This is a genomic window from Pseudomonas svalbardensis (assembly GCF_030053115.1).
Classification (GTDB): Bacteria; Pseudomonadota; Gammaproteobacteria; order Pseudomonadales; family Pseudomonadaceae; genus Aquipseudomonas; species Aquipseudomonas svalbardensis.
On sequence record NZ_CP125619.1, the window covers coordinates 1,062,010 to 1,084,747 of the forward strand.

The following is a 22,738-nucleotide window of genomic DNA, read 5'->3' on the forward strand; positions in this document are numbered from 1 at the left end:
GCAGTTTTTCGTTGTCTGATTTTTTAAAGTGCATTAATGGAATATGTATATGGGCGTTCAGGAAATATCGTTGATACAGGCGAATCTGGGAAAGGTGGTTGAAAGTTTTACCGCGCTGGAAGAAGCGCTGAAGAAAACCCCGTCGTTTAAATCAATCCTGCAAGACGTTTTGTTAAAGGAACTTCAGCAGCTGTTGCCGGAGGTCTACATCAGCAGGACTTACATCAATGCCCGACGTTCAGGCATTGCGAATCAGGAGCCGACCGGTCTGTTCATGGACGTGTTCATGGAATGTCTGAGTCGTGGGCGTGCTCCTGTTTATGACGCGAGTCAGTACGGCGTCTATGACTGGCCCGACTCCATGGATGAGTTGGACCGGGTCGACGGTCTGGACGTGGTTGCTCTGGGGGCGCTGATCGGCGATGTGCTGGGTACGCTGGCGCAAAAATACACGCAAGACCTGGATCGACGCTGGGCAGCGTCTGTGGGCAAGGATGCCAAGGGTCGTGAACTGGGCTCTCGCAGCAGTGATCTGCGCAACGTGTATGCGGCGCTTTTCTGGCAAGAGTTGAAAGCAATGATACAAGTGCAAGGGGTGATGCCGGAGGTAGATCTCAGTTTTGAAGCTTTTCTCAGGGGCAATCCCCAGACCCCGGCTTACAGTCTTTCATTGCAACTCGAAAGTGGACGATTCGCAACGCTGGCCTGTTGTTTCGCCATGCGTCTGAATGGTCAGATCAGCGACGAACTTGTACCTGCCAGCGATGATTGGGTCATCCTTTACACCCCCGCAAAAGGGCTGGAAACGTACCGGACGTCGGCATTGATGCACCGCTCGCTGGAGCAGCGCCTGAGCGACGCGAACAGCCGGGTGCGGTTGCTCAAAGGTGTTTCACTGGAGGACGCCGAACACGTCAGAAGTGCGCCTGATATCCGGTATTTGAAAACCCATGGCGAAATTTTCCAGAACGTCATCGACAATCTGCTGGATAAACAACGGCGTGACGTTGCTTTCAGTCTTCGTCGATTACTGGCGCCGGGCGCGGACCTGCAGAGCGTTGTACGTTCAATTGAGTCGGCTCATGGCCTGAATGAAGTGATCGACGATGCCAAGGGCCGAACCGCCAACCTGCTCGCATTGATTTCAAAAAACGCCCGGCCGCAATGGCTGAAGGACACTTCCACAACCAATCAGGAAGTATTTGCCTCTCTGGAACAGGCGTTGCTCAAAAGCCAGGTGGCATTGCATGAGGCGATGGGGGGGCTCTCCTCATTTCAGGAGTATGTGCGGGGTGTCGTCGGAGAACATATCTCCCAGGGCGATGCCAATCGTGTTGATCCCGATACTGTTTGGGTAGTCGTGAAACACTGGGTGCGTATGGGGGCAAGGAACATCGAGCATGTCCAGCGTAAAACCCTGACGCAGCTGTTCATGTACGGTGTGCATGATGCGGCAGGGCAATACTCGATTCAGTTCGAAGCCTTCCACAACAATCCACGACTGTCAGCTTCCAATATCGAATACGCCATCCGGCAATTTGATCTTCGTTTGAAATACGCCAATGAACGAAGTCATCGCCTCAGCGATCCGCAAGTAAAAGAAGCCATGCAGGAAGTATTGGGGCAGCAAACTGCGCTCAGTAACTTCGCAGCGTTACTTCAAAACCATATCAGCCCGAAAGCACAGGACATTTCGCAGCGTTATCTGTTTGGCGATCCGGGAATGGAGGCATGCGGCGTTGCTTTTCGCAGCCATTACCGGCCGTTCAAAGACATGATCGTTTATCGTGCAAAAGGCGCAATGCCTGATAATTCGATGCATGTACTCTACGCTCCCGGTGCCCCGACGGGGCAGCAATGGTATGAGTTTCCCGATCTGACGGCGTTGAAGCGACAGTTCATCAATTGGGGTTTCGAGCAGCGCGATCGTGACTTCCTGATCGGGCAGACTTTCAACATCGATCGTGCGAAGTTCGTGAAGAACTATCTCTCCTTTGTCGAGTCGGCGACGGTGTCCGAACGGTGGTGGTGGGACGGCGTTGCTTTGGTGCAATGGGCGAGCGGGTTGGAAGGCGGGCCGTTCATGGGCGCCATCCATAAAATCATCGACTGGGAAATTGCTGAAGAACAGGTGGTCACACCCGGCTGGTACAGAAAGGCCGCTGCGCAAGATCGCGAGCTTTTCACCAGGTTGAACACGGATTTCAAAGCCATCTACCAGCTATCAAAAGAACCACTACATATCGAAACGTTTTCCGTCTTCTCACGAAATCTGGTCATGAAGGCGTTGAACGATTATTTGCGTCGATCTGGCCCGCATCCGGAAATTGACCCGGATCGGGTGAACGTCAAGTTGCGTGGACACGACTGGATGACACTCACCAATGTGTTCATTCAGTGGCAGATCTGGAGTACTGATGAATATGTGTCGTTCCGCTCCCTGGACAACTCGCCGCTGGGGCGCTTGGGTACAGCCGCTGTCACTGCGTTGATCAATTTATTGCCGGGCGAGAAATATGAGCAATATCTGCGGCAGGATTTCCTGACAACACCTTCTTATGATCTCAAGGCGAAGCTTTACTGCAAAACCGTGCAGAACGAAATGCTCAGGGCGGCATTGACGCAAAAAATGCAGGGCTCTCTTTCCGGTGAACACTTCAATTGGCTCAAGGGGCTGATCGAGGGGCTGGATCATGATCGTACTCACAATCCGGTGCCGTTCCTGACGGGCGTCGCGCCAGGCGAAGGCGTTTATACGCTGGCGCTCGAGGGGCGACGGTTGGAGGGTGCCTATACGTTCGGGCGCAACGTGGCTGGCAGGTTGGAATACCTGATCTACATTCCGAAAGCACCGGATGGCCTGGCATTTCGTCCTATTGAGTCGTTGACTCAGGGCTTGAAGGGGGGCGCACTGGGCAACCATGTTGTCGGACTTGTCAGGTTGGAAGACAGAGGCGTGGTGAAAAGTTATGTCGACAACTGCCGCGACACTCCAGGTGCCTTGCCGACGCCAAGGTTGCGAGACAGTTACGCTGTGACCCACTTCAGGTTCGAATACGACAGTATGGTGTTGCGGCTTATCTACGACGTCGACTATCAGACGAGCACGCATGGGGAAATCTTCTGGCGTAATGTGATGGTCGGTGCGGAGCTGGTGGTGGACGTCATCTCGCTGTTTGTCCCTCCAGTTGCTCTGGTGGCCAGCGTCCTGCGTATCACGCGCTCGATCGTTCAAGGTGTGATTGCTTACAGCCTGGGCGATGAAGATGCCGGCAAAGCCCATCTCACCTCGGCCTGGAGAGGCGCCATCCTCTTGTATGTGGGCATCGTCGCGGGGGTCGGCACGTCGACTTCGGCGGTGGGCCTGTTGTCGCGGATCAAGGACATCTCGGACATCGTGTCGACCGCGACCGGCGTTCCGGTGGGCGTCGACTATGTCACTGCGATGACGTCCACGTACGTGATTTCGGACAGTGAAACCCGAATCATAGGCTGATCTCGCGGGGGCAGCCGTTACTCAGGCTGATACCCCATTCGCCAACTAACGGCCCGGGTCGCTGCCAGCAAGCGCTGCGCTGCCGGGCCGTTTTCATCGGCATGGAACAACGAGGTCGGGCCGACGATGGTCATTACTGCCGCGACCTGTCCGACGGCGTTGAACACCGGGGCCGACAAGGCGTCGACCCCCGGCATCAACAAGCCATGTACATGATGCAGACCGCGTTCGCGGATCTGTTCGCACAACGCTTTATAGGCCTGATCGTCCGCCAGCGCATGTGAAGCGCCGCTTTGCAGCTCCTGCTCGCGCAAGTCCACGGTTTCACGCTTCGGCAGATAGGCGCCGAACACCAGCCCTGTTGAAGAACTGAGCAACGGCAACACCGAACCCAACTGCGTCACCACCGTCACCGCGCGCACCGCCGGTTCGATGTGCACCACGGTCGCGCCTTGATTGCCCCACACTGCCAGAAAGCAGGTCTCGTTCAACTCATCGCGCAATTCGGCCAGGGGCAGGGCGCCGACTTTCAGCACGTCCATACTGTTGAGTGCGGCGAGTCCGACGCGCAAGGCTTCGCGCCCCAGACCGTAATGGTTGGTGGCTGCGTTCTGTTCAGCAAAACCGCTGGCAATCAACGCCTGCAAATAGCGGTGAACCTTGCTCGCCGGCATCTGTACGTGTTCGGCCAGGCGCGACAGTGAAGTCGATGGCGATAACTCGGCCAAGGCCTTGAGGATGTCGGTGCCGACCTCGGCCGAGCGGACTTTCTGTTTATCGTTGCTGCGCGGCGTTTCCATGGAGGCGGTCTGATCCCGGGACGAATGGGCGTCTTTATAGCTTGACGGTCAATACCAATCAAATTACGTTAAGCGTAATCGAATTACGATAAAAATAACCCGGGCGTGCCGAGACCTCTTCAATGGAGCAACGGGCCATGCCTACTCCCTGTTCAGGAGGCTCCATGAACCTCGATTCAACGGCGCCCGAGCTGGCTTATCAGTCCGGCTTCGGCAACGAATTCAGCAGCGAAGCGCTGCCCGGCGCACTGCCCGTCGGCCAGAATTCCCCGCAAAAAGCGCCTTACGGTCTCTACACCGAACTGTTCTCCGGCACGGCATTCACCGTGCCTCGCAGCGAAGCGCGGCGCACCTGGATGTACCGCATTCAGCCGTCGGCCAATCACCCGGCGTTCGTCAAACTGGATCGGCAACTGGCCGGCGGCCCGTTGGGTGAAGTGACCCCCAACCGTCTGCGCTGGAACCCGCTGGATGTTCCGAGCGAGCCAACCGATTTCATCGACGGGCTGGTGAGCATGGCCGCCAACTCGGGTGCGGAAAAACCGGCCGGGATCAGCATCTATAGCTACCGCGCCAACCGCTCCATGGAGCGCGTGTTTTTCAACGCTGACGGCGAACTGCTGCTGGTGCCGGAACTGGGACGCCTGCGCATCGCCACCGAATTGGGCGTGCTGGAACTGGAGCCACTGGAAATCGCCGTGCTGCCGCGCGGTCTGAAATTCCGCGTCGAACTGCTCGACCCGCAAGCTCGCGGCTACATGGCCGAGAACCACGGCGCGCCGCTGCGCCTGCCGGACTTGGGGCCGATCGGCAGCAACGGCCTGGCCAACGCGAGGGACTTCCTGACCCCGGTCGCGCATTACGAAAACCTCAAGCAACCGACCACGCTGGTGCAGAAATTCCTCGGCCAGTTGTGGGGTTGTGAGCTCGACCATTCGCCGCTGAACGTGGTCGCCTGGCACGGCAATAACGTGCCGTACAAATATGACCTGCGTCGTTTCAACACCATCGGCACGGTCAGTTTCGATCACCCGGATCCGTCGATCTTCACTGTCCTGACGTCGCCGACCAGCGTCCACGGTCTGGCCAATCTCGACTTCGTGATCTTCCCTCCACGCTGGATGGTCGCCGAGAAAACCTTCCGGCCACCGTGGTTCCACCGCAATCTGATGAACGAATTCATGGGCCTGATCAAGGGCGAGTACGATGCCAAGGCCGAAGGTTTCGTGCCCGGCGGTGCGTCCTTGCACAGTTGCATGAGCGCCCACGGCCCGGACGGCGAAACCTGTACCAAGGCGATCAACGCTGAACTCGCGCCAGCGAAAATCGACAACACCATGGCCTTCATGTTCGAGACCAGCCAGGTGCTGCGCCCGAGCCGTTTCGCGCTGGATTGCCCGCAACTGCAAAACAACTACGATGCCTGCTGGGCCACGCTGCCCGCCACTTTCGACCCGACCCGGAGATAACCCATGACTCAGACTTCCATCACTCGTAGCTGGGTTGCCTCCGCCAACGGCCATGCTGATTTCCCTCTGCAGAACCTCCCGCTGGGCGTGTTCAGCGTGAAGGGTTCGGCACCGCGCAGTGGCGTGGCCATTGGCGAACATATCTTTGATCTGGAAGCTGCACTGGACGCCGGGCTGTTCGATGGCGTCGCAAAAACTGCTGTCGAAGCCACCCGTGGCGGCCAGTTGAATGCGTTCTTCGAACTGGGTCGCGAGGCTCGCGTTGCCCTGCGCGAACGCCTGCTGGAACTGTTCAAAGAAGGCAGCACCCTGCACGGCAAGATCGAAGCCCAAGGCGCAAAACTGCTGCCGCTGGCGGCGAATTGCGAGATGCACTTGCCGGCAAAAATCAACGACTACACCGATTTCTACGTCGGCATCGAGCACGCGCAAAATGTCGGCAAACTGTTCCGTCCCGACAACCCGCTGCTGCCGAACTACAAGTATGTGCCGATCGGCTACCACGGCCGCGCCTCGACCATTCGCCCGTCTGGCACTGACGTTCGCCGTCCGAAAGGCCAGACATTGCCAGCCGGCCAGACCGAGCCGACTTTTGGCCCGTGCGCACGTCTGGACTATGAGCTGGAGCTGGGCATCTGGATCGGTCAGGGCAACGAGATGGGTGACTCGATCGCCATCGGTGACGCTGCCGATCACATCGCCGGTTTCTGCCTGCTCAATGACTGGTCGGCGCGCGACATTCAGGCTTGGGAATACCAGCCACTGGGGCCATTCCTGTCCAAGAGTTTCATCACCAGCATCTCGCCTTGGGTGGTGACTGCCGAAGCGCTGGAGCCGTTCCGTCGTGCTCAGCCGGCACGTCCGGAAGGCGATCCGCAGCCGCTGCCGTACCTGTTCGACAAGCGCGATCAGGCCGCGGGTGCCTTCGACATCGAACTGGAAGTGCTGCTGCTTACCGAAGGCCTGCGCGAACAAAACCTGCCGGCCCATCGCCTGACCTTCAGCAACACCAAACATATGTACTGGACCGTGGCGCAAATGGTCGCGCACCACAGCGTCAACGGCTGCCAGTTGCAGGCCGGAGACCTGTTCGGTTCGGGCACCTTGTCGGGGCCGGAAAACGGTCAGTTCGGTAGCCTGCTGGAAATCACCGAGGGCGGTAAAAAACCGATCGAACTCGCGTCCGGCGAAGTGCGTAAGTTCCTTGAGGACGGTGACGAAATCATCCTGCGGGCTCGTTGCACCCGCGACGGTTTTGCCTCCATCGGTTTCGGTGAATGCCGCGGCAAAGTGCTGCCGGCGCGCTAAGAGGATCGGGTCATGGAACTCTATACCTACTACCGTTCGACATCGTCCTATCGGGTGCGCATTGCGTTGGCGCTCAAGGGGCTGGATCACCAGGCGCTGCCGATCAATCTGATCGCACCGCAAGGTGGCGAACATCGACAGCCGCCGTATCTCGGCATCAACCCGCAAGGCCGGGTGCCGGCCTTGCGCACCGACGAAGGCGAACTGCTGATCCAGTCGCCGGCGATCATCGAATACCTGGAGGAACGTTATCCACAGGTACCGCTGCTCTCCAAGGACTTCGCTGCTCGCGCCCATGAGCGTGGTGTGGCGGCGGTGATCGGCTGCGACGTGCATCCTCTGCACAACGTCAGCGTACTCAACAAGCTGCGGCAGTTGGGGCACGATGAACCGCAAGTGGTGGAGTGGATCGGGCACTGGATCAGCCAAGGTTTGGCGACTGTGGAGCAGTTGATCGGCGATGAGGGTTACTGCTTTGGTCCGACGCCTGGGCTGGCGGATGTTTACCTGATTCCGCAGCTGTACGCGGCCGATCGCTTCAGCATTGCACTTGAGGCGTATCCGCGGATTCGTCGAGTGGCGGCGTTGGCGGCGACGCATCCGGCATTCATCGAGGCGCATCCGGCGAACCAGCCAGACACACCGTAAAACGTTATCAATGGACGATGGAGTTAGGCGGCAGGTGCCCTAATCGCTCAGTCAGGCGAATCCGCTGGATCGGGTCGTCACTGAGCAGCAGGGCATGCTCCAGGTCAAAGCGCTCGGCGTTCGGGCAATCCAGCCGTTGATAGAGGCTGGCCCGGGCCAGGTAGTCGGAGGCACTGGCGTTGCCCAGTTCCAGCACTCGTTCGGCGTCGATCAGGGCGCCGATGTAGTCATCGTTAGAAAGGTGTAACTGACGCAAGTTGCGCGACAGCCGCTGCAGCATTTGCACCGGCTCGGCGGTGAGCAAATGCTCGGCGCCAAGCTTCATGTTCGGGCCGTACTGGCGTTGCAGCAGTTCCCGGCAATCGTTGGGGTACAACCGACGTCCGCCGCATGGGTCGAGCAGGTGATCGGCGCCCGGTACCCGTAGCAGGAAATGCCCGGGGAAGTTGACGCCAACCATGGGAATTTCCAAACCTTTGGCCAGTTCCAGAGCAATCAATCCCAGACTCAGCGGCTGCCCGCGTCTGCGTTCCAGCACTTTATTGACCAGCGCGACTTGCGGACGCAATGGCGTGGAGTCGTCCTGAGCGAATCCCAGGTCATTCATACGCCGTAACAACGGCTGGGCCAACTCGCTCACCGGCAACATCGGCAAGCCATGACTGACCCGTTGTTGCAGGTCCTTGAAATCGTTCAGCACCGCCTCGGGATTTACCTCAGTGTCGTGTTCGGTGGCAATCCACAGCGCCGCCTCGAACAGCGCGGGCGGTGAACGTTGCAGGCAGTCGAAGAAGCGTTGGCGGGGGGTCATCAAAATCTCCGGGTAATGCCTCGTTTTAGCCCCGTCTCCGGCATTCGTCCAGTGCCGAACATAGGCGGTTGCAGGTTATGTCCGAAAGTCTGCATGGCGGCGTCGCTTATTCCGGTGCGCTTCTGCAATTTTCGGGCGCAAGCCTATACTGGCGACTACAAGAAGTGATTCGGGAGCCCTACGATGTTCGCTCTCATGCAAAGCACTCGCCTTGAATCGCTGCATCTGAGCGTCGATTCGGTCACCGGGTTGAAGGCGGTCATTGCCATTCATAACAGCCGTCTGGGGCCTGCCCTCGGCGGGTGTCGTTACCTTGCCTATCCGAGCGACGAGTCCGCCGTCGAGGATGCGGTGCGCCTCGCCCAAGGCATGAGTTACAAGGCGGCGTTGGCCGGCCTGGCTCAGGGTGGCGGCGTTGCGGTGATTGTTCGCCCCGTTCATGTGGAAAACCGCGCCGCGCTATTTGAAGCTTTCGGGCGTTGCATCAATCAGCTTGACGGCCGCTACATCACTGCCATCGACAGTGGTACCTCGGTGGCGGACATGGATTGCATCGCCCAACAGACCCAATACGTCACCAGCACCACCTCGGCGGGCGACCCTGCACCGCACGCGGCGATGGGCGTGTTCACCGGTATTCGTGCCACCGCCATGGCCCGGCTGGGCAGCGATAACCTCGAAGGCCTGCGAGTGGCGATTCAAGGGCTCGGCAACGTTGGTTATGCCCTCGCCGAACAACTGCACGCCGCCGGTGCCGAGCTGCTGGTCAGTGACATTGATCACGGCAAAGTGCAGTTGGCGATGGAGCAACTCGGCGCTCACCCGATCGCCAACGACGCGCTGCTCAGCACCCCATGCGACATTCTCGCGCCCTGCGGCCTCGGTGGCGTGCTCAACAGCCACAGCGTGACGCAATTGCGCTGCGCGGCGGTGGCCGGCTCGGCGAACAACCAATTGACCCATCTGGAAGTCGCCGATCAACTGGAGCGGCGGGGCATTCTGTATGCGCCGGATTACGTGATCAATTCCGGCGGGCTGATCTACGTTTCGCTCAAACACCGCGGCGAAGAACTCACGACCATCACCGCACACCTGTCGAAAATCAGCTCACGCCTGACCGAAGTCTTCGCCCATGCCCAGGCGGAAAAACGCTCGCCGGCCCGAGTGGCTGACGAGTTGGCGGAGAAAGTGCTGTATCGATGAGGTTGAACCGATGAAGGAGTGAGGGCCTATCCGGCAGACTTGCTCCCAAGGCTGGTGCCACAAGCGTCAAGCTTGACTGACGCACGCTGACGCGGCGTGCCAGGAGCCACTGTGATACCTCACAAGGTTGAGCTGCCTTACACCCGTTTTTTATCCCCCGAAGGTCAATTGCTCGGCGATCTTCCCTCTTGGGCCGACGATTTCAATTTGCTGACGCGCCTTTATCGGCAGATGGTCCTGACCCGCCTTTTCGATCAGAAAGCCGTCGCCCTGCAACGCACCGGGCGCATCGGCACTTATGCGCCGACGTTGGGCCAGGAAGCCATTGGCGTCGCCGTCGGCAGCGTGATGCACGCCGAAGACGTGCTGATTCCGTATTACCGCGACACCGCCGTGCAGTTGATGCGTGGGGTGCGAATGGAAGAAATCCTCCTGTACTGGGGCGGCGACGAGCGCGGCAGCGACTTTGCCGAACCGGCGGCGGCCCAGGACTTTCCGATTTGTGTGCCGATTGCCACCCAGGCCTTGCATGCCTGCGGCGTTGCCAGTGCATTCAAAATCCGCGGCGAACATCGGGTCGCCGTCACCACCTGCGGTGACGGCGCCACCAGCAAGGGCGATTTCCTCGAAGCCCTCAACGTCGCCGGTGCCTGGCAGTTGCCGGTGGTGTTCGTGGTCAATAACAACCAATGGGCGATCTCGGTGCCACGACGGATTCAGTGCGGCGCCCCGACCCTGGCACAGAAAGCGATCGGTGCCGGGTTCCACGGTGAGCAGGTCGACGGCAATGACATGCTCGCGGTTTACGACCGAGTACACGTGGCCCTCGAAAGGGCGCGTCACGGTAAAGGCTCAGTGTTGCTGGAATGCCTGAGCTATCGCCTCGGCGATCACACCACCGCTGACGATGCCACACGCTACCGGCCGGCGGACGAGGTCAAGCAGGCCTGGCTCGAAGAGCCGGTCAAACGCCTGCAACGTTTCATGGTCGACCAGGGCGTGTGGGACGAAGGCCGCGAACAGGCGCTGATCAGCGAATGCCAAGGCTTGGTGCAGCATGCTGTGGATAACTTCGAAGCGGCGGGTACTCAGGCGCCCGAATCGATCATGGATCACGTCTACGCCCAATGGCCGGAGTCCCTCGCCGGGCAGCGTGAAGAGTTGCTCGAAAGAGCGGCGCGCCGCGCGGGAGATTCGAGCCATGAGTAACGGCAAAGTCACGTTGCTGGAAGCGGTGAATCTCGCGCTGCATCGGGCGATGAGCGAAGACGAGAACGTCATCGTCCTCGGTGAGGATGTCGGAGTGAACGGCGGCGTGTTTCGCGCCACCCAAGGGCTGCGCGACAGCTTTGGCTTCAAGCGAGTCATCGACTCGCCGCTGGCCGAAACCATGCTCGGCGGACTGGTGGTCGGCATGGCCGCTCAGGGCTTGAAACCGGTGGTGGAAATCCAGTTCATGGGTTTCATCTACGCGGCCATGGAACACCTGGTGTCCCACGCCAGCCGCATGCGTAATCGCACGCGCGGGCGGATCACGTGCCCGATGGTGATGCGCACGCCGATGGGCGCAGGGATTCGCGCGCCGGAACATCACAGCGAAAGCACTGAAGCATTGTTCGCGCACATTCCAGGTCTGCGGGTGGTGATTCCGTCATCGCCGGCCCGGGCCTATGGCTTGTTGCTGGCGGCCATTGATGACCCTGATCCGGTGGTGTTTCTCGAACCGACCCGGCTCTATCGCATGAACCCGCAAACGCTGGTGGATGACGGTAAACGCCTGCCGCTGGACAGCTGTTTCACCCTGCGCGAAGGCAGCGACATCACGCTGATCAGCTGGGGCGCCAGTGTGATGGAAACCCTGCAAGCCGCCACCGCATTGGCCGAGCGGGGCGTCTCGGCGGAAGTGATCGATGTCGCGAGTATCAAGCCGCTGGACCTCGACACCCTGGAAGCCTCGGTGCGCAAGACCGGTCGTTGCGTGATCGTTCATGAAGCGCCGCGCTCCTGCGGCGTCGGTGCGGAAATCGCCGCGAGTCTCTATGAGCGGGTGTTGCTGGACTTGCAGGCGCCGATTCAGCGGGTTACCGCGCCGGACATCCCGCCGCCGCTGTATCGACTGGAATCGCTGTATATGCCCAATGTTGAAGACATTCTTCAGGCCTGCGATAGGACATTGAATTTCGCTTGAACCCAATCCAAGGAGCCGCGATGAAATATTTCAAACTGCCGGATCTGGGCGAAGGTTTGCAGGAGGCGGAAATCGTCCGTTGGCACGTCGCAGTCGGCGATACCGTCAATGCCGATCAACTGTTGGTATCGGTAGAAACCGCCAAGGCGCTGGTGGATATCCCCGCACCCTATGACGGCGTGGTGGCGAAGCTCTACGGCGGCGAGGGCGATATCATTCACGTTGGTGAACCCTTGCTCGGCTACGAAGGTGAAGCCGATGCGGGCACCGTGGTCGGGCGACTCGAAGGTGGCGGCAGCAGTCAGGAGGACTCGTTTTTCATCGGGGCGGCCCCCTCGACCCGGGAGCACCTGGCGACTCGCGCCACGCCGGCCGTGCGGCAACTGGCTCGGCAACTCGGCGTGGAGTTGAGCGGGTTGACGGGCTCTGGCCACGAGGGGCTGATCACCCGTACGGATGTGGAAAACGCGGCTCAAACTGAACTGGATCGCTTCGGCGGCGAACGGTTGCGCGGTGTTCGGCGCAGCATGGCGCTGAACATGGCCCGGTCCCACGCCGAAGTCGTGCCGGTGACGATTTTCGGTGACGCCGACCTGCATCGCTGGGGTCAGGCCCGCGAACCGCTGATTCGTCTCGCCAAAGCGATGGCGGCAGCGTGCGCTGTGGAGCCGGTGCTCAATAGTGCCTTCGATGGCAAAAACCTGTCGCTCAAACAACACGAACGGCTCGATCTAGGCATCGCAGTGGACACCCCGGACGGCCTGTTCGTGCCAGTGCTGCGCAATGTCGGTCATCGCACTTCGGCTGATTTGAAGGAAGGCGTCATGCGATTAAGGGCCGACGTGCAGGCGCGATCGATTCCGCCCAAGGAAATGATGGGCGCAACCCTGACGTTGTCGAATTTCGGCACCTTGTTCGGTCGCTACGCCAACCCGGTGGTGGTGCCGCCGCAAGTGGCGATCCTCGCTGCTGGCGCGATCCGCGACGAACCGGTGGCGGTCGATGGCGCAGTGGTGGTGCATCCGGTCCTGCCGCTGTCCCTGACCTTCGATCATCGCGTGGTGACGGGCGGCGAGGCGGCGCGTTTCTTCAAGGCCCTGGTCGAGGCGCTGGAGCAACCCGAAGCTTAGGTTTTTCGAAGGCATGAAAAAGGCCCTGAGTCATTTGACTCAGGGCCTATTCAATTCGGGCGTTGCTTACTTGGCAGCCTTGGGGGATTTAGCTGGCTTGGTAGGCTCAGCGCTCTCGACTTCAACAGGTGCAGGCGCCTCAGCAGGTGCAGCCTTTTCAACGGCTTCAGCAGGCGCATTGAGCAATTCGGCCAACGCGTCCGGCTGGCTCTTGAACGCCTTGGCGAACACATCGCGGTTCTTCGCCATGTAGATCCCGGCTTCTTCCACTTGCTGTTCGGTCAGGGACGGAACGGCTTTTTGCAACACTTCGGCCAGCAACTCGGCCAGTTCGAGCATTTTGTCATGACGGTCAGCTTCGGCTTTATCCATGAACAAGCGCTCCAGATCTCGGCTGCTGCGGTATACCACTTCGACGGCCATTCACCACCTCACATGCCTTCACATTAAGTTGTCTTATTCGACTACTGTATTTATATACAGCGAAAAGGATAAGCGAATCCCTGCGCTTTGGGTAGTGGCTTTTTAATGTAGACCGAAATAGGGGTTTGTCAGCCCGAACCCACCGGGTGCGACCAAACGCCACGGAGCGCGTTTTAGAGCACCTCGCCATCATATGGCAGGCGTCTCTGGCCTTTTTTCTGCATGCAGAACAACCGTCACGTCAAAACCGCATCATCCGCTCGAACCGAGCTAAGGAAGAATCATCGTGAAAATCAACTGGGCCGAGAACCTGCGGCAGAACGTGCACCAACTGGCCGAGTCCCTGGGCAACCTGTTCGTCGAGACCTTCCACTACCTGGCGCTGTTCGCCATCGGTGCCGTTACCGCGTGGGCGGCGGTGATGGAGTTTTTGGGGATGATCGAAGAGGGGCACATCAAGATCGATGACATCTTGCTGCTGTTCATCTACCTGGAACTGGGGGCGATGGTCGGGATTTACTTCAAGACCAATCACATGCCGGTGCGTTTCCTGATCTACGTGGCGATCACTGCATTGACGCGACTGCTGATCTCCAACGTCTCACACCACAATCCGCCGGATATCGGCATCATCTACCTGTGCGGCGGGATTCTGCTGCTGGCGTTTGCGATTCTGGTGGTGCGTTACGCCTCGTCGCAATTCCCTTCGGTGAAGATCGAACACCCGCAACGCAAGATCGGTGCGGGTTCCGGTGAGCATCCCGAAGTCGAGAAGGGCGAGATTTAAAGCCGCATGGCTGGCCGGCTGTGGCCCTTGACGCGTGGCGGCGGCAGGTTGTGATTGTCGCCGTCAGTCATGGCTTCGAGGATGGCCACGGCGCTGTGGCCCTGTTCGATAGCAATGCCGAATTGAATGCTCTGCACCAGGCGTTTGAGGCGCTGGGGGTCGTTGCGTTGTTCGGCGCTGATCATCCGTTTGGCGACTACGTGACCGCTGTTGGACAGGGTCAGCATGATGCTGCCATCCAGACCCTGAATGCTCAGGTTGATCTGATAATCCGGTGCAAAAGCATCGGTAATGAGCTGAAAGGGGTTGTCCATGATGCGTCACCGCCTGATTGAACGTGCAGTTGTTGACCCGCCGTGATCGGGATTAGTTCGCAACACCAGACCACCGGCACGTCGCTCGCTGAGGTTTTCAAAAGTCCTTTTGCCTCTGCAGAGTCATAGCAAGGGGCATGCCGGAAAAATTGTCGAACAATAGACACGGCAAAAAAGAGGCGGGCACCGTGGCTATTGCTGAGTATTCACACTGCAACGCAATCCGTGCTTCAGCCCGCCTTCTTTTTGCCTGCCCGTTTCAGGGCATGAATGAGTAGATGATCGCAGACAGTGCAATCAAACCGATCAACACCACGAACACGTTCGAGGCCTGACCCGAATACTGGCGCAAAGCTGGCACTCGACGGATGGCGTACATCGGCATCAGGAACAACAGGCACGCGATGATTGGCCCGCCTAGGGTTTCGATCATGCCGAGGATGCTCGGGTTGAACGTCGCCACGGCCCAGCAGCTGAGGATCATGAACAGCGCGGTCACGCGGTTCAGCCAACTGGCAGACATCACCCGGCCACGGCCGCGCAGGCTTTTCACGATCAGGCCCTGAAAGCCTTCGCTGGCGCCGATGTAATGGCCGAGGAACGACTTGGTGATCGCCACCAGCGCAATCAGCGGTGCGGCGTAAGCGATGACCGGCGTCTGGAAGTGGTTGGCCAGGTACGACAGGATCGAGATGTTCTGCGCCTTTGCCGCCGCCAAATCCGCCGGTGACAAGGCCAGCACGCAGCTAAAGCAGAAGAACATCACCGTCACTACCATCATCGCGTGGGCGATGGCGAGGATGCCGCTGCTTTTGCGTTCGGCCTGCTCGCCGTAACGCTGTTTCTGGTCGACGGCGAAAGCGGAAATGATCGGCGAATGGTTGAACGAAAACACCATCACCGGGATCGCCAGCCACAACGTCTTGAAGAACAGGGGCATCGGCATGCCTTCACTGGCGGTGGCGAAGAATGCGCCGTTCCAGTTCGGGATCAGGCTCAAACCGAGCAGCAGCAACGCCGCAACGAACGGATAAACCAGCACGCTCATGCATTTGACGATGACACCTTGACCGCAACGGACGATCGTCATCAGACCGAGGATCAGCACCAACGACAGAATCGCCCGCGGTGGCGGGGCGATGTGCAACTGATGCTCGATGAAGCTGCTCAAGGTGTTGGTCAGCGCCACGCTGTACACCAGCAGAATCGGGAAGATCGCAAAGAAATACAGCAGCGTGATCAGCTTGCCGGCGCCGATGCCGAAGTGTTCTTCCACCACTTCGGTGATGTCCCCGGAACGTCCGGACAACACGAAGCGGGTCAGGCCGCGGTGGGCGAAGAAGGTCATCGGGAAGGCTAGCACTGCCAGTACCAGCAGCGGCCAGAAGCCACCCACGCCGGCGTTGATCGGCAGGAACAGCGTGCCGGCGCCGATGGCTGTGCCATAGAGGCCGAGCATCCAGGTGGTGTCGTGTTTGCTCCAGCCCTTGGTGACTGTTGCTGTGTCGCGTTTGAGTTCTACAGCTGGGTTATCGGCAGCAGGTGTACGTACATCGGTCATCGTTAGGCCTCGTTATTGTTCTTGCTCGGGCTCACGTGTTAAGGACGGTCAGGGAATGCTCCTCAGCACTCCACCCAGCTCACCGCCAGGCCGCCCCGTGAAGTCTCTTTGTATTTGTCGTGCATGTCGGCGCCGGTATCGCGCATGGTGCGGATCACCCGGTCCAGGGAAATGAAGTGTTTGCCGTCGCCGCGCAGGGCCATTTGCGTGGCGTTGATCGCCTTCACGGCGGCGATGGCATTGCGCTCGATGCACGGCACTTGCACCAGGCCGCCGACCGGGTCGCAGGTCAGGCCGAGGTTGTGTTCCAAACCGATTTCGGCGGCGTTTTCCAGTTGCTCGGGCGTGGCGCCGAGTATGTCCGCCAGACCGGCAGCGGCCATGGCGCAGGCGGAGCCGACTTCGCCCTGGCAGCCAACTTCGGCGCCGGAGATAGACGCGTTTTTCTTGCAGAGGATTCCTACGGCCGCAGCACCCAAAAAGAACGCGACCACGTCATCGTCCGACGCGTCCGGGTTGAATTTCATGTAGTAGTGCAGCACCGCCGGAATGATCCCCGCCGCGCCGTTGGTCGGCGCCGTGACCATGCGCCCGCCCGCTGCGTTTTCTTCGTTCACGGCGAGGGCGAACAGGTTCACCCACTCCATGGCCGACAGCGTGGAGGTGATGACATTCGGCTTGCCGATTTCCAGCAGGCTGCGGTGCAATTTCGCAGCACGACGCGGAACATTCAGACCGCCGGGCAGGATGCCTTCATGGCGAAGCCCTTGCTCGACGCATTCGCGCATCACCGACCAAATGTGCAGCAGGCCCTGACGGATTTCGGCTTCGCTGCGCCAGGCCAATTCATTGGCCATCATCAACTCGGAAACGCGCAGACCGTGCAGGTTGCAGAGCTTGAGTAGTTCGGCGGCGCTGGAGAAATCGTACGGCAGCACCACATCGCTGGTGGGCGCGATGCCGGACTCGGCTTCCGCCGCTTCGATGATGAAACCGCCGCCGATCGAGTAGTACGTTTGCTCCCACAACTCACCGGTTTCGCCGAAGGCTGTCAGAGACATCGCATTGGGGTGGTAGGGCAGACTTTCGTCGAGCAGCAGGAGATCGCGTTGCCAGTTGAAGGCGATGGTGGTTTTGCCTGCCAGAGACAGTTCGCCAGTTTCGCGCAGAGACTGGATTCGACTGTCGATGGACGTGGGATCAATGCTGTCCGGCCATTCGCCCATCAGGCCCATGACGCAGGCGCGGTCGGTGGCGTGGCCGACGCCGGTCGCCGACAGGGATCCGTAAAGTCGGATTTCTACGCGCCGTACGTCGGCCAGCAATTGTTGGTCAATCAGGGCTTGGGCGAAGGTCGCAGCGGCGCGCATCGGGCCGACGGTATGGGAACTGGACGGACCGATGCCGACTTTGAAGAGATCGAAAACACTGATAGCCATGCTAAAGCCTATACAAGCAATGGAAGAGAAATCGCTGCCATTTTTGTAGGACAAGCGCAATGTCGGCGATACTGCCTACCTCGGTCCTACGTGACCAACGAAACTTCCTAAGACAGCCTTTAGCAGGACTAAACAATGAGCCGCCAATTGCACGCCCAGACTTACGTTTGGCTGCACGTGTTTTCCTGTGCCGCGCGGCACTTGTCGTTCACTCGATGTGCCGAAGAGCTGCACATCACGCCGGGTGCGGTCAGCCAGCAGATTCGGCAACTGGAAGAGCGGCTGGGTTTTCGCCTGTTTCACCGTCGTGCTCGCGGTGTGGAACTGAGCGCCGAAGGCCAGCGACTGGCCATCACGGTCAACGAGGCTTACGGCAGCATCGATGCGGAATTGCGACGACTGGACGCCGGAATGATCAGTGGGATTCTGAGGGTGCGCTCGATTCCATCGTTCCTGAGCAAATGGTTGACCCCAAGGTTGCCGCGTTTGCAGCAGCGCTTTCCGGACATTCAATTACGGCTGGTGGCCGAGGACAGCAGCGTGCCATTGCACGAAGGCGACTTCGACCTGGCCATCGACCTGAATGACGGCAGCTATCCCGGTTTGTTATCGACAACCTTGCTCGACGAACAGATATTTCCGGTCTGCGCCCCAAGCCTGCTGCGCGGCCGGCCGCCACTGCATGGCCCGGCGGACCTGATGCATTTCCCGTTGCTGCACGACATTACCGCCTGGCGCGGCAGTTACGAGTATGCAGAGTGGGAGTTCTACCTCAACGCCATCGGCTTCGAAGGCGCGGACGTGCGGCGCGGGCACACCTTCAATCGCAATCACCTGACCATCGAAGCGGCGATTGCCGGCATGGGGGTGGCGATTGCGCGGCGAACCTTGCTGAATGACGAGCTGGAGCGAGGGACGTTGATCGTGCCGTTTGGCCTGGCGGTGCCCAATCACAAGCGTTACGTGCTGCTCTATGCGCCAGGGGCGTTGAGCCATCCGGGCGTGCGTGCGGTGCATGACTGGCTGGTGGAAGAGGCGGGGATATTTCGAAGCCTGCATCCGCTGGCGGAGCGGCAGATGTGAGCAATTGTGACAAAAGAGTCCGGCGACCCAACTCCCGACCTTAACAGCGCTTTTGCTCCTTGTCCGGCTTTTTTTGCGTATGAAAATTTATCTTTTTTTAGGGGTTGAATTGTTCTGCGAGCAGACCGATTGTGTAAGTAAGAGGTCACGGTGATGACGCCCAAGGGCCAGCCGATGTGCCTCTCGCGAGCTAGCTGAAATAAGGGATGAACTATGCAAATCCAAGTCAACAGCGATAACCATATTCAAAGCAGCATCCGACTGGAGGAGTGGGTACGTACTACCATTGAGAGCACGCTAGAACGTTATGAAGAAGACCTGACACGCGTCGAGGTTCATCTGCGGGACGAGAACGGCGACAAGCCCGGTCCCCATGACATGCGCTGTCAGCTGGAAGCGCGGCCAAAAGGCCACCAACCGATTTCTGTCACCCATAAAGCCGATACCTTGGAGCAAGCGATCGACGGTGCGGCCGAAAAACTTGAACATGCGCTTGAGCACCTGTTCGGCAAACTGCGGGGCAAACCACGTGCCGCTGTGGTGCCGTTCGAGAGAGTCGCTGCCGATGCGTTGCTGGAAGACGAGTTTCTCGAGAACGAACAGGCTGCGCAAAACGGTTGAAGCCTGATTAATTTTTATCTTCCCACTGACAAACGGGTCTGCTTATGCAGGCCCGTTTTGGTTTGGGCTGATCGTTACTGATCGTGATTAGAACGCAACAGTCGTCTGCACATAAACCGTCCGTGGTTCCCCCACATACTTACCCTTGTTGTTGTCATCAAACGAGCGGGTAAAGTACTGATGGTTGAAAATGTTCTTCACCCCCACCGCCACATTCAAGTCCGATAACTTCGGCCCGAAGTCATACGCTGCGCGGCTGCTGAACAACATGTACCCAGGAATCTTGCCGGTGCTGCCATCAGCGCTTTCAGTCGAGGTATTGGCGTTGTCGGCAAACTGGTCGCTCTGATAGCTGCTGTCCAGGTTCAGCTTCCAAGCGCCTTCGGTATAACCCACGCCAACCGTGCCTTTGTGTTTTGAGGAGAAGGGCACACGATTGCCCTTGTTCGGCCCATCTTCGCGGATGGTCGCGTCCACATAGGCGTAAGTGGCATAAACATCGAAACCAGCCAGTGAAGGGCTCAAATCATCGAGGGCATAATTGACGCTGGTTTCGATACCTTGATGGCGAGTCTCGCCACGGGCGATCACCGAATCGTTGGTCTGGTTGCTTTCGTACTGGTTGTCGAAGTTGATCAGGAACGCGCCGATCTCTGCCCGCAGCGCACCGTTGTCATAACGGGTGCCCAGCTCCCAGGTACGCGCCTTCTCCGGTTTCACTTCACCACTGGTCACCCGATTAGGCATCTGGCTGTATTGCACGCTGCCGAACGAGCCTTCGGTATTGGCGTAGAGGTTCCAGGTGTCGGTCACGTGATAGAGCACGTTCAACGCCGGCAGCGCCGTGTTGTAGTCGCCCTTGTACTTCACGTTCGTCAGGTTGTTGGTTTGTTGCGATTCGATCATCTCGTAGCGGATGCCCGGAGTGAAGGTCCACTTGCCGATGTCGATCCGGTCGTCGACGAAGAACGCATTGGCCTCGGTGCCGCCACGGGTGTCGCGGTCGTTGCGGCTGTCGGTGGTCGGGTACTCGTTGCTGGCGATCGGCGTGCGATAGCGCAATTCGTGGCCGGCTTCGTTGATGTAGCGATAGCCGACGCCGACTTCGTGGCTGGTCGCGCCGACATCAAAGCCCTGGGCAAAACGGGTTTCCAGGCCGCGCACCCAATACTCGCGAGGCGACAGCGAGAGGAACGTGCCCTGATCCAGGTAGCCGCTGCGCAATGTCTTGGTGAAGAAGGTGTTGGCGGTGAATTCCCGGCGATCTTCCTGATAGCGATAACCGACGTTGAACATCGTCCGACGGCCCCAGAACTGGTCTTTCGCACGCGTCGACTGGTAAGGGTTAGCGTCGTAATCGGCGACGTTCAGGCCGCCGGGCATGTCAGCCTTGCCTTCGTAATACTGGGCCATCGCGTTGAAGCTGTTGGCCTCGTCGAGCTGGTATTTACCCTTGAGGATCAGGTCGTCGATTTCGGTATCGCTGTGTTCTCGCCAGTCGCCACCGCGCGTGCCGGAATACAACAACGCACCGCCCAGACCGTTGTCGGCAGTGCCGCCGGCCAGCAGGTTGCCAGTGGTCTTGAAACCGTCGTGGCTGGAGGAAGGGCTGGTTTCGGTCTGAAAACCACCCTTGACCGTTGGCTCATCGGGAATCGCCCGGGTCACGAAGTTGACCACGCCGCCGACGTTCTGCGGACCGTAACGCACGGCACCGCCGCCACGCACCACGTCCACCGCGTCCATGTTGCCCATGCTGATCGGTGCAAACGACAACTGCGGCTGACCATAAGGTGCGAAGGGCACCGGGATACCATCCATCAATACCGTCGAGCGCGAGGCCAACCGCGGATTGAGCCCACGAATGCCGAAGTTCAGCGCCATGTCGTGGCTGCCGGTGCCGTTGTTGTCCGGCGCATTCACGCCGGGGATGCGGTTGAGCACGTCCTTGGCCTGAGTCGCGCCCTGGCGTTCGAACTCTTCGCGGCGGATCACGTCACGCGCGCCGGGATGCTCGAAGACGTTGATTTGCGCCGCATCGCCGAGCCAGTCGCCGACGACTTTGGAGGTGTCCAGTTCCAACGCGGTATCGTCCACCGGTTGCAGGCTGAAGGCATTGTCACCTTCGGCGCGGGCTTGCAGGCCGGTGCCTTCGAGCAAGGCGTTCAAACCTTGCTCGGGGGTGTAGTTGCCTTCCAGACCGCGACTCTGCACGCCGCTGGTAACTTGCGAGCCAAAGGAAATCAGCACACCGGCTTCACGGCCGAACTGGTTGAGGGCGTTTTCCAGCGAGGACGGTGCGATGTGATACGGCTTGGCGTCAGCGGCGTGTGCCAGCGCTACAGCGCCGAAACTCAGGCTGGCGCCCAGCAAGAGTTGGCGCAAGGTGCGGGCCAGCGGGGTGAGGCGGGTGAGTTGCATGGACGACGATCCTGAGAAGGTGGAATCAAGGTGGCTTTCCTTCTCTGTCACGCCAGATCTGAAAAACGGCTCATTTATTTAGACGATCATTACGCACGTGCCTCAACCGTCACCCAATACCGGGTAAAGCGCTTCACTTTCACCGGCAAACTGATTTCCAGCAGGTCAAGAATCCGTTCGCTGTCATCCAGTGGATACGTCCCGGAGATCAGCAAATCCGCGACCTTCGCATCGCAATTGAGTTGCCCGCGGCGATAGCGACCGAGTTCGTCGAGGAAATCGCCGAGGCGCAAGTGCGCGGCCACCAGCATGCCGTCGACCCAGGCGCCGCTGTTGGCGTCCAGCGGCACAGCGTTTGCGATGCCTTTTGCGCCAAAGCTCAACTGTCGGGCGCTTTGCAGTATCAGCGGTGAACGACCGTCGGGCGTCAACTCAACGCTGCCTTCGAACACCGCAACCTGGGTGTGATCGGAGAACTGCCGCACGTTCAAACGCGCGCCTTGAGTCTTCAACAGGCCTTGGGCGGTACGAACCTGAAACGCTTGGGCAGCGGTGAGCAGCATCTCGCCTTCGAGCAAGTGGATCAGCCGTTGTTGACCTTCAACGCGCACATCCACGGCGCTGGCGGTATTGAGCTGTAACTGATTGCCATCACCGAGCGGCACCTTGCGTCGCTGGCCGACCGGGCTGCGGTAATCGGCCAATAACGGCGGCAGTGGGTTGTGCTCGCGCATCCCCCACGTGACTGCGCAACCGGCACCGAGAATCAGCAGCAGTTTCAGCGCCTGACGACGACTGCCGGATTTCGGCGCGTTGAGGGCTGCGTGGGCCAATGGCGAAGACAAACCGCGCAAGCGCTGATTGACCCTCTGAATATGTTCCCAGGCCCGTTGATGTTCACTGTGCGCATCATGCCATCGCTGCCAGGCGAGTTGCTGGCGTGGGGTCAACGGCCCTTGCTGCATTTCCATCAACCAATGCACCGCCTGTTCGGCGACTTGGGATGAAAAGTCCGGTGGAGAGTTTATTGAGTTGT

Annotated in this window: 18 protein-coding genes and 1 pseudogene; 11 read left to right on the top strand and 8 right to left on the bottom strand. The window is 59.3% G+C overall.

The window, feature by feature from the left end; genetic code table 11:
- Positions 1-49 precede the first annotated feature (49 nt).
- The gene (locus QFX16_RS04635) at positions 50-3,496 is read left to right on the top strand and encodes a dermonecrotic toxin domain-containing protein (protein WP_283183000.1); all 3,447 of its coding nucleotides are present in this window, start codon (positions 50-52) and stop codon (positions 3,494-3,496) included.
- A gap of 17 nt (positions 3,497-3,513) precedes the next feature.
- On the opposite strand, the gene QFX16_RS04640 is transcribed toward QFX16_RS04635, so the two are convergent.
- Positions 3,514-4,296, bottom strand: a complete 783-nt coding sequence (locus QFX16_RS04640; protein ID WP_283183001.1) for an IclR family transcriptional regulator — start codon at positions 4,294-4,296, stop codon at positions 3,514-3,516.
- A gap of 164 nt (positions 4,297-4,460) precedes the next feature.
- On the opposite strand from QFX16_RS04640, the gene hmgA reads away from it, so the two are divergent.
- From hmgA to maiA, 3 genes are read left to right on the top strand one after another with little or no spacing between them, the layout of a single operon-like run.
- Complete coding sequence (gene hmgA, locus QFX16_RS04645; RefSeq protein ID WP_283183002.1) at positions 4,461-5,765, top strand: homogentisate 1,2-dioxygenase; 1,305 nt, start codon at positions 4,461-4,463, stop codon at positions 5,763-5,765.
- A gap of 3 nt (positions 5,766-5,768) precedes the next feature.
- On the top strand, positions 5,769-7,073 hold the full coding sequence (gene fahA / locus QFX16_RS04650; RefSeq protein WP_283183003.1) for a fumarylacetoacetase: 1,305 nt from the start codon (positions 5,769-5,771) through the stop codon (positions 7,071-7,073).
- 12 nt (positions 7,074-7,085) lie between these two features.
- On the top strand, positions 7,086-7,721 hold the full coding sequence (gene maiA, locus QFX16_RS04655) for a maleylacetoacetate isomerase (RefSeq protein WP_283183004.1): 636 nt from the start codon (positions 7,086-7,088) through the stop codon (positions 7,719-7,721).
- Positions 7,722-7,728: 7 nt separating this feature from the next.
- On the opposite strand, the gene QFX16_RS04660 is transcribed toward maiA, so the two are convergent.
- On the bottom strand, positions 7,729-8,532 hold the full coding sequence (locus tag QFX16_RS04660; protein WP_283183005.1) for a SirB1 family protein: 804 nt from the start codon (positions 8,530-8,532) through the stop codon (positions 7,729-7,731).
- Positions 8,533-8,715: 183 nt separating this feature from the next.
- On the opposite strand from QFX16_RS04660, the gene QFX16_RS04665 reads away from it, so the two are divergent.
- From QFX16_RS04665 to QFX16_RS04680, 4 genes are all read left to right on the top strand, one after another.
- Positions 8,716-9,735 (top strand): Glu/Leu/Phe/Val dehydrogenase family protein, encoded by a 1,020-nt coding sequence (locus QFX16_RS04665; protein ID WP_283183006.1) that lies wholly within the window; start codon positions 8,716-8,718, stop codon positions 9,733-9,735.
- A gap of 114 nt (positions 9,736-9,849) precedes the next feature.
- Positions 9,850-10,944, top strand: coding sequence for a pyruvate dehydrogenase (acetyl-transferring) E1 component subunit alpha (gene pdhA / locus QFX16_RS04670; protein WP_439900125.1), 1,095 nt, complete (start codon positions 9,850-9,852; stop codon positions 10,942-10,944).
- Positions 10,937-11,923, top strand: coding sequence for an alpha-ketoacid dehydrogenase subunit beta (locus QFX16_RS04675; RefSeq protein WP_283183008.1), 987 nt, complete (start codon positions 10,937-10,939; stop codon positions 11,921-11,923). The genes pdhA and QFX16_RS04675 overlap by 8 nt, the downstream gene beginning before the upstream one ends.
- A 20-nt stretch (positions 11,924-11,943) precedes the next feature.
- On the top strand, positions 11,944-13,053 hold the full coding sequence (locus QFX16_RS04680; protein ID WP_283183009.1) for a dihydrolipoamide acetyltransferase family protein: 1,110 nt from the start codon (positions 11,944-11,946) through the stop codon (positions 13,051-13,053).
- A 168-nt stretch (positions 13,054-13,221) separates the two neighbouring features.
- On the opposite strand, the pseudogene QFX16_RS04685 reads toward QFX16_RS04680, so the two are convergent.
- Positions 13,222-13,476 (bottom strand): annotated as a pseudogene (locus QFX16_RS04685) (YebG family protein); the annotation flags it as partial.
- Positions 13,477-13,762: 286 nt separating this feature from the next.
- Here QFX16_RS04685 and QFX16_RS04690 point away from each other — a divergent pair.
- Entirely contained in the window at positions 13,763-14,263 is a 501-nt protein-coding gene (locus tag QFX16_RS04690) for a phosphate-starvation-inducible protein PsiE (RefSeq protein WP_283183010.1), read from the top strand.
- On the opposite strand, the gene QFX16_RS04695 is transcribed toward QFX16_RS04690, so the two are convergent.
- The 3 genes from QFX16_RS04695 to QFX16_RS04705 form a co-directional block, all read right to left on the bottom strand.
- A complete protein-coding gene (locus QFX16_RS04695; protein ID WP_129438355.1) occupies positions 14,260-14,577 on the bottom strand; it encodes a DUF3509 domain-containing protein in 318 nt (105 codons plus the stop codon). The two genes, QFX16_RS04690 and QFX16_RS04695, sit on opposite strands and share 4 nt — an antisense overlap.
- Positions 14,578-14,836: 259 nt before the next feature.
- Complete coding sequence (locus QFX16_RS04700) at positions 14,837-16,138, bottom strand: serine/threonine transporter (protein WP_283183011.1); 1,302 nt, start codon at positions 16,136-16,138, stop codon at positions 14,837-14,839.
- Between the two features lie 62 nt (positions 16,139-16,200).
- Positions 16,201-17,577 (bottom strand): L-serine ammonia-lyase, encoded by a 1,377-nt coding sequence (locus QFX16_RS04705; RefSeq protein ID WP_283183012.1) that lies wholly within the window; start codon positions 17,575-17,577, stop codon positions 16,201-16,203.
- A gap of 135 nt (positions 17,578-17,712) precedes the next feature.
- Here QFX16_RS04705 and QFX16_RS04710 point away from each other — a divergent pair, with 135 nt between their 5' ends.
- Positions 17,713-18,660: a LysR substrate-binding domain-containing protein gene (locus QFX16_RS04710; protein WP_008150625.1), complete on the top strand. Its 948-nt coding sequence runs from the start codon at positions 17,713-17,715 to the stop codon at positions 18,658-18,660.
- 213 nt (positions 18,661-18,873) lie between these two features.
- A complete protein-coding gene (locus QFX16_RS04715) occupies positions 18,874-19,281 on the top strand; it encodes an HPF/RaiA family ribosome-associated protein (protein ID WP_054049780.1) in 408 nt (135 codons plus the stop codon).
- A gap of 87 nt (positions 19,282-19,368) precedes the next feature.
- Here the strand turns inward: QFX16_RS04715 and fecA are convergent, their stop codons facing one another.
- Both fecA and QFX16_RS04725 read right to left on the bottom strand, forming a co-directional pair.
- Positions 19,369-21,702: a TonB-dependent Fe(3+) dicitrate receptor FecA gene (gene fecA, locus QFX16_RS04720; RefSeq protein ID WP_283183013.1), complete on the bottom strand. Its 2,334-nt coding sequence runs from the start codon at positions 21,700-21,702 to the stop codon at positions 19,369-19,371.
- Positions 21,703-21,791: 89 nt separating this feature from the next.
- Complete coding sequence (locus QFX16_RS04725) at positions 21,792-22,730, bottom strand: FecR domain-containing protein (RefSeq protein ID WP_283184521.1); 939 nt, start codon at positions 22,728-22,730, stop codon at positions 21,792-21,794.
- Positions 22,731-22,738: the final 8 nt, after the last annotated feature.